Raw genomic sequence first — 14108 nt, 5'->3', positions numbered from 1 at the left:
GGGGTAAGGAAAGGTTTGGTGTGAGGCGCTCTAGGCGCAGGCCATCTGCACAAGGGTCTCCAGCGAGACGCCCTCGACCTCGGCGTTGGCGATGGCGCCGCCGCCGGCGACGTTGGTGGCGCAGGAGCAGGCCATCACGTAGGAGGCCGCCCCCTCCTCGCCGGCCAGCTCGTCCGCGGTGGCCGTGAACGAGGCGCCGGGGCCCGCCACGGTGATGGCCGCGGCCTTGGCGGTCTCGCAGCCGTAGGTGGGCAGCGACGCGCACAGCGTGGCCGCCGCCTTGCAGAACACCCCGCTGATCTCGGCGTTGGCGGTCACGGCGTCCTGATCGTAGCTGAAGGAGCCCTCCACGGTGCGTGCGCCGGGGGCCTCGGGGGCCGCGGAGTCCGAGGCAGCCGTGACGACCGGCATGGCCGGCGCGGGCGCGGCCGAATCTACCGTGGCGGCCTGGGCCACGCCGGCGCCCCCGGAGATGAGGGCCACGGCGCTCATCACGCCGCCGAGTGTCTTAATCGTTTGGGATTTCATGAACGTCACCGTCCCTTTCTTACTCGGAAACATGGACGAACAGAGGCACGGAGAAGGGCATCTCGTTGCCAAGGTCGTCCGTGGCTGCCATCTTGACCAAGTAGGTACCGGCCTTTGCGGGCGTCCAGTCCATGGAGAAGTTGACCCATTGGTAGGGATCGAAATCGGGCACTTCCTTGTCCACGTCGTACTCGACCCAGGAGGTTCCCATGTCGAAGCTGAACTTGATCGTATCCAGGTTGCCCCACATGCGGTTCCAGCTGTACATGGCACCCGTGAGATTCACCGGCTCGCCAACTTTGGCCTCGACGCCGTGCTCCTGGAACCACATGCCGTTGATGGCGTAGTTGGGGGTGGGCTCGTCCGATGCGCCCATGAGTGCGGCCGTGAACGGCTCGTCATCGTGCATGAAGTCGATTTGCTCGACGTGCTTGACCTGCCATGCGCCGATATTGCCAAGGGAGATGAGTACCATGGGGGCGCCGTCGTCTTTGGAGAGCTCCTCGCCGTAGTACTTGAGGGCGATGTAAGCATCTTTGGAATAGGTGCTGGCCTCTACGGGCATTGCGAAGGACTTCCAGCCGTCGGAGGCGGTGGCCACAACGGCGTTGCTGTCGTCGAGAAGGCCGCCGCACTGTTCGATGAGGTATTCCATGGAAACACCCGACATGGGGATGTTCGACACGAGCGAGCCGCCGCGTCCGTTGGTGCCGCAGGCCAAGGCCATGGAGAACTCGGTCTGGGGCATGGCGAGCAGCTCTTCTTTCGTCCACGTCTTCGGATTCTTCACGCCGGTGATCGTCAAGGTATTGTCCTCGCTGCACACTTCGTTGAAGTCGAAGGGCTCGCCGTTCTTCTCGGTCACTTCCTCGCCCCAGTTGTTCACGATGAAGACATCCTCATGATCGGTGACGTCTTGGGCGAAGCTGACGGATATGGTGGGGTTCTGCTCGGTGTCCATGCGATTGTTGAATCCTATGGCATCGCTGGAATCCTTGCCACGAACGCTCAGCCAGTAGCGGGTGGTCTCGTCGTTGGCGATGCTGGGGTAGCCGCCCAGCGCCGGGCTGTCGTAGAAGTCGTCCCAGAGCATGAACTGGTAGTCGCCTTGGGAGCCGGCGGAATCCATGGCGTGGCAGCTCCAGCAGTTGCCGTTGGCCTCGACAAACTGCTCGCTGCCGTAATGGGCGGCATGCAGCAAGTCGCCGAGGTAGGGCCCGGTGAGCGTCGTGTGACCGCGATGGCATGGCTCGCAGTCCTGGTAGGTGAGCGCCTTGTCGTAGCCCACGTGGGTCAGGATGTGGTTGTAGCCCTCCTTCGTGTTCATGATGTCCCACAGATCCTCGTGGCACGAGTTGCATCCGCGGTTGCCGGCGTTCAGAAGCTCGGTAGTCTGATAGGTGTCGTTGAAGAGCCCCGAGCTCTTCTCGGTAAAGTCGGGGTACAATCCGACTACTGCCTCCTCGCTCGCCGCTGCTTCTTCGGCGCCTCCTGTGCTGCTGAGCTCGGCATGGGGCGCGCAGCCCCAAAGGGCCAGGGCGAGGCCGATGACGGCCGCCATGACGCCGAGGGCTGCGAGCAGGTGCCTGCGTCGCTGGTTTGCTGTCGTGTCCATCCTCTTCTCCTTCCTTGTTAGGAACCAACTCTGTCCGCCTTCGCCTGGCTGCTTGGTGGCGCAGCTGCGGGAGGCGGTGCTTAAAAGTCTAGGGAGAGGGCGCCCTCGCCGTGATCGCCAAAGAATGCGGAGATGGCAAAATCTCCTCCTCAATTTTTGAGGATATCGAGAAAAGCCTGATGAGAGCCTATGCCTGAGCCGTATTTTCGCTGGGGTTGTGTGGTAGTCTCCTCTTGTGCGATAGGGCTCGAATGCGCTGGTGACGAGGAGGGCGAGGGTTGTGGAAGCTTTGTTGGGAAAGGCGGAAGAGCGCAAGAGCGGGAAATCGTCAGCGTCGCGCCCCAAGGGCTATTGGGCCGCCTTCGGCGCTTGTGTCCTGCTCGTCTCGTCGGCCCAGCTGCTGCACGAGTCGGCGAGCTGGTCTCTGGACTACGGCACGGTGCTCGGGACGTTCATCAATCTGCGCGCCCAGTCATGCAACGCCCACGCCGTCGGACTCATCTTGGGCTACGCTTTGGCTCAGATGCGCCCCGACCGACTGAGGGCTATCGCTCTGAACGACCGCTTCTGGGTGTTTTTCTTCGCGCTGCAGACGGCCAATGTCATGGCGTTCTATTGGTCGGTGGGGACCTCCAATGTGATGACTATGATAATTGTGCAGGTGGCGGGGGCTGCTTCGGGTGCCTTCTTCTTCGCGCTGAGCTGTCAGGCGACTGCCGGAGTGGGCGCGCGAGTGTTCCTCGCGACCGTCGTAGCGCTTGTGGCTCTTACTACGCTCACGGTCCAAGGACTGTTCAGCATCTTGGAGGCCGGTGCCCCGGCTTTGGTTTCCGAAATACTCCATATGGCGCTTGTTGCCGGATCTGCCGCCTGTTTTGTTCGGGCTATGGGGGCGGGTGCCTGCTTGCGAGTGCAATTCGAACGCGAGCCCTATGCTCCGATGGGAGCGCCGCGACGCAGGGGGGAATCGCAGGGTCGTCATCGTGGAGCGCCCTCTTTCGCCCTGTTCCTCATCATAGGCGCCTACGGGGCAGTGTTCGGATTCCTCCACGTGGTACCTCTAGCTCTGTCCCTAGATGTCTCGAGCCGTGTCACGGCGTTCCTCTTCGGTGCGGTAGCGGCCCTCGGGCTGTTCTCGGCGACGCTTCGGCAAAGTGACGGCACTGATGTGGTGCGTCTCTGGAACCGTTTCTATCAATACGTTTTCCCCATCGTCACGGTGGCGGCTCTCCTCGGTCCTCTTACCATGGACACGGAGTTTCTTCCGCTTCTCATTTTGCAGGCGTGCGCCCTGTACTATTTCGATGTTCTGCTCGCCGTTGCGAGCTATACCATTGCTCGTGTCATCAAAGCCTCTCCGACGCAAGTGTTCGCCCGCGCGTTTCTCGTCAAGTCAGCGGGATTCTTTCTGGGGTGCTTAGTGGGATTCGGTGTGCATGAGAGCGTCGTTCTCGACGAGACCGCTTTCAGCGTCATCGGTGCTGCCATCTTCGTGATACTGTCCCTGGTCACTTTCCACACCAATTCGGAGAAGTTTGCCAAAACGGTTTGGGGCCTTCTTCCTCACGAGGACGCCCATGGAAAGTTGGCGAGCCGGCGGGCGGAGTGCTGCCGCCGTCTGGCCCGATCTTCTGGCTTGACCGACCGTGAGGCGGAGATACTCGAGTACCTAGTCGCAGGAAAGAGGCCGAAGGAAATCAGTGAAATGTTGGTGGTGTCCATCACCACGGTGCGGTCTCATGTGCGAGCTATTTACGCGAAGACCGGGGTTCACTCCCATGGCGAGTTGATGCACCTTCTGGACGAAAAGTAGGTGTGGAGGGTATTTGCGGGGGTGCCCTCTTGGTTCCTTATCGTGTATCTTAAGGATCGAGAGAAAAGCGCCCGGGCGGGGCGCCGGGTGTTGGGAGGAACCATGGCCTTCGTGGAATTCGCCGACGTGAGCAAGATCTACCAGATGGGCGAGGTGGAAGTGGCCGCCGTGCGCGACATGAGCTTCACTATCGAGCGGGGCGAGTTCGTGGTCATCGTGGGGCCCTCCGGCGCCGGCAAGACGACGCTTTTGAACATGCTCGGCGGCATGGACTCGGCCACCTCCGGCACCATCACGCTGGACGGCGCGCGCGTCAGCTCCTTCAACCGCAAGCAGCTCACCCAGTACCGCCGCCACGATATCGGCTTCGTCTTCCAGTTCTACAACTTGGTGCAGAATCTGACGGCCCGCGAGAACGTGGAGCTGGCAAGCCAGATCTGCCGCGACCCCCTTGATGCCGACGAGGTGCTGGCAGCGGTGGGCCTGGCCGACCGGGTGCGCAACTTCCCCGGGCAGCTGTCCGGCGGCGAGCAGCAGCGCGTCGCCATCGCCCGCGCCTTGGCGAAGAACCCCAAGCTCCTTTTGTGCGACGAGCCCACCGGTGCTCTGGACTACGAGACGGGCAAGGCCATCCTGAAGCTTCTGCAGGACACCTGCCGCGACACGGGGCGCACGGTCGTGGTCGTCACCCACAACAGCGCGTTCACCGCCATCGCCGACCGTGTCATCCACGTGCGCGAGGGCTCCGTGGCCGCCGTGGAGCTGAACGAGGCGCCCCTTTCCGCTGACGTGCTGGAGTGGTAGCGTGAAGGCGTTCAACAAAGATATTGTCCGCTCCATCCGCCACTCGCTCGGGCGCTTTGTCGCCATTGCCGCCATCGTGGCGCTGGGCTGCGGCTTCTACGCCGGGCTGCGCATGACGGCGCCGGATATGAAGCTGGCGGCCGACGCCTACTACGACAGCACCGATCTCATGGACATCCGCGTCGTCTCTACCTTGGGTCTCACGGATGAGGACATCGAGGCCCTGCGCGATGTGCCTGGCGTCTCGGGCGTGGAGGCGGCCTATTCCGCCGATGTGCTGGCCACCCTGAACGACGAGCAGTACGTGATGCGCGTGCACTCGCTGTCGCCTTCGGCGGCGACGGCGGTGAAGACGGACGCGGGCGCCATCTCCTCCGATGACGCGAATTATCTCAACCGGCTCGATCTGGTGGAAGGCCGTTGGCCCACCTCGGCCAACGAGTGCGTCATCTTCAACGACCGCGTTATGAGCGGCCCCTCCTCGTTGGGGGACACGGTGACGGTTGATCCGTCGGTGGGCAACGTGCAGGACACGCTGGCGGAAACCGAGTTCACCGTGGTGGGACGCGTGCACTCGCCGCTCTACGTCAGCTCGACGTCCATGGGCACCTCCACCATCGGCTCGGGCACCATCGAGCAGTTCATGTACGTGCTGCCGGAGGCCTTCGATGCGGACATGCCCTATGTGGAGGCCTACGTCTCCGTGGAAGGGGCGGCAGAGCTTCCCGCCGACAGCGATGCCTACGACGATCGCGTGGCCGGCGTTGTGGCCGCCATCGAGGGCATCGCGCCGGCTCGGGAACAGGCCCGGGTGGATGGCCTGAAGGCCGAGGCCCAGGCCGATTTGGATGAGGCGCGAGCGGAATATGAGAAAGAGGAGGCCCGCGCGAAGACCGAGCTCGCCGATGCCCGCGCCGAGTTGGATGCGGCCAAGGAGGAGCTGGACGAGGGCCAGCGCAAGCTGGATGCAGCCGCTTCCACGCTTTCTGCGAGCGAGAAGAAGATCAAGGACGGCGAGAAGGAGTACGCCCAGGGCACGGCATCGCTTTCCAAGCGCAAGGCCGACGCCGAGGCGCAGTTCGCCGAGGCCGAGCAGCAGATCGCCGCCAATGAGGCGAACCTCGCCGAGGCCAATGCGGCATTGCCGACGCTGCAGGACGCCCTGGCCCAGGCCGAGGCCGCCTTGCAGGTGCCGAACCTTCCCGCCGAGCAGCGCGCGGAGCTTGAGGCGACCCGCGCCGACCTGGAGCAGAAGATCGCCGACATTGCGGCTGCGGCGACGGCCTTGGAGGAGGCGAAGACGCAGCTGGCGCAAGAGCGCGCCTCCGCCGACGCGCAGATCGCCGCGGCTCAGGCTCAGCTCGATCAGGCCAAGACGAGCGTCGAGGAGGGCAAAAAGCAGCTCGAGGAGGGTAAGGTCGAATACGAACAGGCCAAAGCCGACTTGGAGGCGGGTCGGGCCGAGTACGAGCAGGGCGTGGCCGACTACGACGCCGCCGCGGCCGAGGCCAACGAGGAGCTGGACAAAGCGGAGCAGGAACTCGCCGACGCCCAGAAGGAGATCGACGACATCGAGCCGCCGGATTGGCTCGTCATGGACCGCACGAAGAACTTCGGCGTGGTGAGCTTCGCCTCCGATGCCGATCGCATCGACGCCATCGCGTCGTTCTTCCCCTTCATTTTCTTCCTCGTGGCGGCGCTCGTGGCCCTTACCACCATGACCCGCATGGTGGAGGAGGAGCGCATGCTCATCGGCACCTTCAAGGCGCTCGGCTACTCGCGGGCGCGCATCACGTCGAAGTACCTCATCTACGCCGCCCTGGCCGCAGGGCTCGGCAGCGTTCTCGGCATCGCGGTGCTCTCCCAGGTGCTGCCCTGGGTCATCATGGAGGCCTACTCCATCGTCTACTACGTGCCCCGCGCCGCCATGCCCATCGACTGGCCCATCGCGCTCGCCGCGGCCGGACTCGGCATCGGCATCACGCTCTTGGCCACCTGGGCTGCCGCCGCGGCCACCCTGCGCGAGACTCCGGCCGCCCTCATGCAGCCGCCGGCGCCCAAGGCCGGCAAGCGCATTCTGCTGGAGCGCGTCGGGCCCCTGTGGCGCCGTCTCTCGTTCTCGTGGAAGGTGACGTTCCGCAACATCTTCCGCTACAAGCGCCGTCTCGTCATGACGTGCGTGGGCATCGCCGGCTGCACGGCGCTTCTGCTGACGGGCCTGGGGCTGCAGAATTCCATCAACGACATCATCGATGTGCAATACGGCGAGCTGGTGGACTACAACGTCGTCATCTCCGAGAAGGACGACGCCGCAGACGACGAGCGCGAGGCTGCCGCCGCCCTTCTGGGCGACGCCGAGAAGCTGCCTGTGGCCGTCCGTACCACCGAGGCCTCCATGATCGCCCAGGGCGCCGATGGCACCGAGGCCATGACCACCATCGTGGCGCCGTCCGACCCCGAGGCGTTCAAGGAGCTGTGGCGCTTCCGCACCCGCGAGGGCCACGATGAGGTGGGGCTGACCGACGCCGGCGCCATCGTCACCGAGAAGCTGGCCACCAAGCTGGGGCTTTCGGCGGGCGACGCCATCGTGTTCGCCGAGCAGGACGATTTGGGCAATGCCACGGCGACGACTTATTCCGTGCCCGTGACGGGCATCATCGAGAACTATATCGGCGATTATGCCTTCATGACGCCGGAGACCTACGCGCGCACCTTCGGGGAGGAGCCGGACAACCTCACGGTGTACGCCCGGGCCACCACCGACGAGGGGGAGCGCTCTGCGCTCTCCGAGGCCCTGCGCGCTACGGGGGCGGTGGACACCGTAGCCTTCAACGACGAGGTCATCGACTCCTACAAGCAGATGCTGCGCTCGGTGAACATGGTCGTGGTGGTGCTTGTGGTGGCGGCGGCCGCGCTCGCGTTCATCGTGCTGTACAACCTGACGAACATCAACATCACCGAGCGGGCCCGGGAAATCGCCACGTTGAAGGTGCTCGGCTTCACGCCCCGCGAGGTGAACGCCTACATCTTCCGCGAGATCGTGCTTCTGGCTATGCTGGGCGCGCTTGTGGGCCTGGGCCTCGGTGTGGTGCTGGAAGGCTTCGTCGTGGTGACGGCGGAGGTGGATCAGGTCATGTTCGGGCGCACCATTCACTGGGATAGCTTCGTCATCGCCTTCGCGCTGACGATGGTGTTTACCGCCGTGGTGATGCTGGCGATGCGCCCCAAACTCTCCCGCATCGACATGGTAGAAAGCCTCAAGAGCAACGAATAACCCGCTCGTTCCTCAGCCCGGCCGATTCGACACCCCCCGACTCGCGGGTGGGATAAATCCCGCCCCTACGGTGGTGCCCCGGACGACGGGAGTGATACCCCATCGGCCCGTAGGGACGGACTTCAGCCCGCCCTGTCCTCGGCCGTTCGTCCATTCTGGCTGACGTTTGCCTTCGCAATGGAGGATCTTAAGAATTGGGAAAGATTTTCCTAATGAAAACTAAGGATTCCAAGCATAGTGATTAACCAATATGGTAAGTAATCTTTCTCTCGTATTCGAGGCTTCGGCTTCGAGGGGAAGACGAGAAGAAGGAGGAGCTATGACGAGCTTTCTCGACAAGGTTCGCGCGTCGTCGGAAGTGAGCCGTCGCAGTTTCGTGAAGGCGTCCGCTGCGGCTTCAGCGGTGCTGGCGGCTGGGGCGATGGCCGGCTGTGCGAACAAGGTAGAGATGGCCGATACGGGAGCATCGGCCGGCAACGAGAACACGTCCGAGACCGACTACGGCCGCGATCTCACCGAGGGCACGTGGGTGAGCGCCGCCTGTTGGCATAATTGCGGTGGCCGCTGCATGAATAAGGTACTGGTGCAGGACGGCGTCGTCGTGCGTCAGAAGAGCGACGACACTCATGAGGATAGCGCCGACTATCCTCAGCAGCGTGGTTGCGTGCGTGGTCGCTCCCAGCGCATGCAGGTGTTCGGCGCCGATCGTCTGAAGTACCCCATGAAGCGCAAGAGCTGGAGCCCTGATAACCCCAACGGGCATCTGCGCGGCAAGGACGAGTGGGAGCGCATCAGCTGGGACGAGGCTTTCAAGTACGTGGGCGACCAGCTGCGCCGCGCTTACGACACCTATGGACCGCGCAGTGTGCTCGCCCATTCCGGCAGCTATGTCAGCTACAACGCCATGCGCCCCCTTTTGGCACTTGGCGGCTATGTGAGCATTACGGATACGACGTCCATGGGCACGTACAATTTGGACACGACCAAGCTGGGGCTTCCCTCCAAGGACGGGGGAGCCGCATCGGCCAATGATCGCTACGACATGCTGAATGCCGAGACGATCGTCTTGCAGGGATGCAATCCTGCGTGGGCGTCGGCGGGCTCCACCTGTCTGAACTTTCTGAATGCCAAGGCTGCGGGGGTGTCGTTCGTGGTGATCGCACCGAGCTACAACGCCACGGCCCAGTTGCTGAACGCGCGCTGGATTCCGCTGCGAGCCGGCACGGATACCGCCTTCATGATCGCGGTGGCCTATGAAATGATCAAATTGGATGAAGAGCTCGGCAATATCGTGGATTGGGATTTCCTGAACACCTACTGCGTGGGATTCGATGCCGACCACATGCCGGCTGATGCCACGACGGACGAGAACTTCAAAGATTACTTGCTGGGCGTCTACGACGGCACGCCGAAAACGGCCGAGTGGGCAAGTGAGATCTGCGGAACGCCTGTGGAGGACATCCGGTGGTATGCCGAGGCCGTGGGCAAGGAGCATAAGGTGATGCTGCTGCACAGCTACAGCTTCGCCCGCTGCCACGATTCCGAGGATGTGCCCCAGATGTTCATGACCCTGGGTGCCATGGGAGGTCACTTCGGCAAGAGCGGTCATGCCTGCGGCACGGCCTATTACGCCCAGGCGGGCAATGGCGGTCCGGCGCTGGTGGCTTCGGGGATGGCGAACGTGCCGCCTATTGAGAACGGTGTTGACGACCTGGTTGTCGGTCCCATCCTATGGAAAAGCATGCTCGAGAAGAAGTACCCCTTCGTCGGTAATATCTGCGGCGTGACTCAGCCTCGAGAGGAGCGCGATCTGGATATTCATGTGATCTTCTGGGAGCACACGGCGCGCTTGCAGACCACTCCCGATATTCTGCGCGGCATCGAAGCTCATCGTGCGGTCGATTTCGTGTTTTGCAATGCCCAGTTCCTCACCACTCAGGCCAAGTATTCCGATATTGTGCTGCCCGTGACCACCGAGTGGGAGCGCCCGGGACGCTTTGGCCAGCTGAGCAACCGCGAGACGCTGCTCATCTACTCTCAGGTCATCGAGCCTCTTTTCGAGGCGAAGACCGATCAGGAAATCGGCCGGGGCATTGCCGAGGCGTGTGGCCTTAATCCGGACGAGGTATATCCTCTTTCGGAAAAGCAGCAGTTTATGAACGAGATTCTCGGCGCGACGGTGACCGATGGCGCAGAGATGGTGCCCCTCGTTACCGTGACGGCCGATGACCTGGCGGCATGGGAATGCGAGGGCGAGCCCCAGGAGGGGAAGGTTTCCTTGGCGGAATTCATGGAGCGCGGTTCTTATCAGGTGGAGCGCTCCGCGGGCGACGAGCATAGTTTCATCGCCTACGCTGATTTCGTCGCCGATCCCGTCGCCAATCCGCTTCCCAGCAATTCAGGCAAGTTCGAAATTTACTGCCAGTGGAAAAAGGACACGTTGGATTCGCTGGGCTTCTCGGACAATTTCAAGCCCTATCCTTCGTATCATCCCGCAGTAGAGGGATGGGAGACGCGCAGCGACGAGTATCCCTACGTGGCGTACAATCCCCACTACTACCGTCGTTCCCATAGCGTGTACGATAACGTCACATGGCTGCGGGAGGCATGGCCCAATCCCGTGTTCATCAGCGCGAAGGATGCGGCTGACAAGGGAATTCAGACGGGCGACGACGTGGTGATCTACAACGCATACGGCAAGATCGTTCGCACGGCCAGCGTGCTCCAGACGCTGATGCCGGGCATGGTGGGAATTCCCCACGGCGCCTGGGTGAACCTCGACGAGAACGAGGAGTACGATCTCGGGGGAGCCGACAACGTGCTGTGCGGTCCCTCGGTGAGCGGCATGGGCGTTTCCGGCTACAACAACTACAACTGCAATTTCGAGAAGTACACTGGTGAGGCGTTGGTGCCCGACTGCGAGCAGCCGCAGCGCATCATCGAGCTGTAAGGAGGAGCGAGCTATGGCGAACGAAACTGTTGCGCGCAAGGGGTTCTTCTTCAACCAGGACAATTGCATCGGGTGCCGCACCTGCCAGATTGCCTGCAAGGACAAGAACGATAACGAAATCGGCGTGATTTTCCGGCACGTCGAGGACTATGAGGTGGGTACGTACCCGGCGGTAAAGGGTTTTCACTACGCCGCGACCTGCAACCATTGCGAGAACCCGGCTTGCGTTGAGGTGTGCCCCAACGAGGCTACCTATGTGAACGAGGCCGACGGCACGGTGCAGCACGACGACAGCAAGTGCATCGGTTGCGAGTACTGTGTGAAGGCGTGCCCCTATGGCCATCCGCAGCTGGTGGAGAGCCTTCACGTCGTGCATCGCTGCAACGCCTGCATCCAGCTGCGTGAGGCAGGGGAGAAGCCAGCGTGTGTGGCAGCGTGCCCCATGCGTGCCCTTGAGTTCGGCGATATCGAGGAGCTGCGCGCCGCGCACCCCGAAGGCGTGAACGAGCTGCCCTTCCTGCCCAGCGCCTCTCAGACCAACCCATCGGTGGTTATCGCTCCTAAGGAGGCGGCCACCGAGGCCGGTGCCGTCCCGGTGATTCTGTAGACGGTTGCAAGCGTTGAGCGGCGGCGGCACCCTCCCCTCTGGTCGCCGCCGCTTCCCTTGAGGAAAGAGGTGCGGGTATGGAAGAGAATCCAAGGGGCATGGCGAGCGCCGGCGACGACGCCGTGGCTTCGCTGCTCGCCTTACGGCAGACGCTCTATGCGCTCACGGCCCGCGCCTTCGCAGCCGAGCCGGATGACGCTTTTGCCGCGTGGTGCGCTACCGAGGGCGTGCGGGAGGCAGTGGACTTTTTAGCGCAGAACTTCGAAGGTGCCATTGCTGCCATAGACGGAGAGGCCCTAGCCGTTTCGGTAGCGCGGAGCGCGGGCGACAGGACGATCGGCACTGAGTACACCAAACTGTTCGTGGGACCCGGAGCGCCCCTAGCACCTCCGTGGGAATCAGTGTATCGGAATGCCGACGGGTTGCTGTTCCAAGCATCGACCTTGGCCGTGCGTCGCGCTTATCGGGCCGCGGGCTTCGCCGCAGCAGGCTACCCTCACGAGCCCGATGATCATTTGGGCACTGAGTTGGGCTTTATGGAAGCTCTCGCCGCCAGCACGCTGCGAGCGTGGGAGGCGGGAGATCTCGCCCGCGTGCGGTGCAATTTGCAGCATCAGGCTACGTTTCTCGAAGAGCATCTGGCCGTGTGGGTCGGTGCATTTCGCGATCGTGTTGCAGCGGCTGTGGATCAGGGCGCTGCAGGCGGCTTCTACCTTGATTTCGCGGAAATCGCGTGCCTCCTGGTCGCCCATGATGATGGTATGATCGACGAGGCAATTGGTGAGCTGGGGAAAGACTCAGCGTAATGAGGCGATAGCAAGCGGTGAGGGGGGTCCATGAATGTGCGTGGACTGGGAAATATCAGACTGAAAACAAAGTTCGGCCTGTTGATCGGGTTGCTCGTCGTCGTGTCGCTCGTGGCGAACATCGGATGGACTTCGATGAATGCGCGGGCGCAGATGGAAAACGAGCTGCGCGAGAAAGGCCAGGTACTTGCCCAGCAGATGGACGCCGTCTGGGAGTTCATGGCCTCGAACCAGGATCGTCTCGAGCAGATATCCTATACGAGCGAAGGCGTGTACCAGGGACTGCACTGTGCCATTGTGGGGCGCAGCATCGGCGCCTTGTTCACATCGCAATCGACTTATTCCACGAAATTCGTCAACTTCAACCCCCGCAATGCCGCCGACGAGCCCGACGACTTCGAGGCGGCGGCATTGACGGCTTTCAACGAGGGTTCGACGGGGGAGTATTACGAGATTGCCACGGTCAACGGAGAAGAGGTCTTTCGCTATGTTGCTCCCATGCGCATCGAAGCGAACTGCCTGGAATGCCATGGGGAGCCGGCGGGTGAGATCGATGTCACGGGTTTTCCCAAGGAAGGGTGGAAGCTGGGCGATGTGGGAGGTGCCATTTCCCTGTTGATGCCGCTAGATGTGTACGCCGAGAGCGAGCGGGCCAGCGTGGTGCAGGATGTCATCTTCTTCTCGGGCATGTTGGTGGTGTGCCTGCTCGTGGTCTACTTGGCGCTTACCTATCTGGTCACCCGTCCCCTGGCGCGCATTCAGCGCGGCGTGGAAAGCATCCAGCAGGGAAATTTGGACGTGCATTTTGCCTACTCCCAGTCGTCGCGCGAGATGAACGATCTGATGCGGGAATTCAACGCCATGGCTGCCGAGCTATCCGACAGCTACGAACACCTGGAAACGCAGGTGGCCGATCGTACCGAGCAGCTGGCCCGTACTAATGAGGTGCTGGAGCGTCAACGGGCTCAATTGGAAGAGGTGAACCGTCGCCTTCGCGAGGACAACCAGTACAAATCGGACTTTCTGGCCATGATGAGCCACGAGCTGCGCACTCCGCTCACGAGCATCATCGCCTTTGCGGAATTGCTGAACAGCGAGAGCGCGCCGGCGAACGAGAAGGAAGCTGAGACACGTCGGGAGATCGAGGCGAACAGCCGGGCTCTGCTGCTGATGATCAACGATATCCTCGAGATGAGCCGACTGGATGCGGGGAGGACGGAGATGACCGTTGAGGTGATCGATCTCGGAGATATGGCCGGAATGGTATGCGATGTGGTGCGTCCTCTTGCCCAGCGCAACGGCATTGAATTCACCTGCACCATTGCTCCCGATGTGCCGCTCGTGCGGGCCGATTTCGAGAAAGTGCGTCATGTGGTGGAAAATCTCTGCGGCAACGCTATGAAGTTCACGCCGGCGGGCGGCTCCGCCCGTCTGGACATCGAATGCGCGCCCGAGGGCGATGAGGTGCTCATTCACGTGACTGACACGGGCATCGGCATTGCGGAGCGGGATCAACGGCGTATTTTCGAGCGCTTCGTGCAGGCCGACTCATCGGTGTCTCGCCAATACAGTGGCACGGGCCTCGGCTTGGCACTGGCCAAGGAGTATGTAGAGATGCACGGCGGCTCTATCGGGGTGGAAAGCGAGTTGGGGCGTGGAAGCGTGTTTACTGTGAGGCTGCCTATCCGGGCGAAGGAGGCATGAGGTGGAT

General features: G+C 62.3%; 9 protein-coding genes. 7 read left to right on the top strand and 2 right to left on the bottom strand.

All coding sequences use genetic code 11. From position 1 onward, the window contains the following. Positions 1-30 precede the first annotated feature (30 nt). Both ACW4QM_RS04870 and ACW4QM_RS04865 read right to left on the bottom strand, forming a co-directional pair. Entirely contained in the window at positions 31-528 is a 498-nt protein-coding gene (locus ACW4QM_RS04870; protein WP_147272703.1) for a molybdopterin-binding protein, read from the bottom strand. A gap of 19 nt (positions 529-547) precedes the next feature. Continuing rightward, the gene (locus tag ACW4QM_RS04865; protein WP_455798233.1) at positions 548-2143 is read right to left on the bottom strand and encodes a molybdopterin-dependent oxidoreductase; all 1596 of its coding nucleotides are present in this window, start codon (positions 2141-2143) and stop codon (positions 548-550) included. Positions 2144-2423: 280 nt separating this feature from the next. Between ACW4QM_RS04865 and ACW4QM_RS04860 the strand changes: the two genes are divergently transcribed. The 7 genes from ACW4QM_RS04860 to ACW4QM_RS04830 all read left to right on the top strand — a co-directional run bounded on the left by ACW4QM_RS04860 (position 2424) and on the right by ACW4QM_RS04830 (position 14101). Next, complete coding sequence (locus ACW4QM_RS04860; protein ID WP_022740341.1) at positions 2424-3956, top strand: response regulator transcription factor; 1533 nt, start codon at positions 2424-2426, stop codon at positions 3954-3956. Positions 3957-4058: 102 nt separating this feature from the next. After that, positions 4059-4760: an ABC transporter ATP-binding protein gene (locus ACW4QM_RS04855; RefSeq protein ID WP_114539963.1), complete on the top strand. Its 702-nt coding sequence runs from the start codon at positions 4059-4061 to the stop codon at positions 4758-4760. 1 nt (position 4761) lies between these two features. Next, complete coding sequence (locus ACW4QM_RS04850) at positions 4762-8034, top strand: FtsX-like permease family protein (protein ID WP_455798232.1); 3273 nt, start codon at positions 4762-4764, stop codon at positions 8032-8034. Between the two features lie 319 nt (positions 8035-8353). Continuing rightward, entirely contained in the window at positions 8354-10984 is a 2631-nt protein-coding gene (locus ACW4QM_RS04845) for a molybdopterin-dependent oxidoreductase (RefSeq protein WP_455798231.1), read from the top strand. Positions 10985-10997: 13 nt separating this feature from the next. Continuing rightward, the gene (locus tag ACW4QM_RS04840) at positions 10998-11591 is read left to right on the top strand and encodes a 4Fe-4S dicluster domain-containing protein (RefSeq protein WP_455798230.1); all 594 of its coding nucleotides are present in this window, start codon (positions 10998-11000) and stop codon (positions 11589-11591) included. A 77-nt stretch (positions 11592-11668) separates the two neighbouring features. Next, on the top strand, positions 11669-12397 hold the full coding sequence (locus ACW4QM_RS04835) for a TorD/DmsD family molecular chaperone (protein WP_455798229.1): 729 nt from the start codon (positions 11669-11671) through the stop codon (positions 12395-12397). A gap of 81 nt (positions 12398-12478) precedes the next feature. Continuing rightward, positions 12479-14101, top strand: a complete 1623-nt coding sequence (locus tag ACW4QM_RS04830) for a c-type heme family protein (RefSeq protein ID WP_455798228.1) — start codon at positions 12479-12481, stop codon at positions 14099-14101. Positions 14102-14108 lie beyond the last annotated feature (7 nt).

Source organism: Adlercreutzia sp. CNCM I-6207, assembly GCF_977072305.1.
This window is presented reverse-complemented; position numbering and strand designations above follow the sequence as displayed.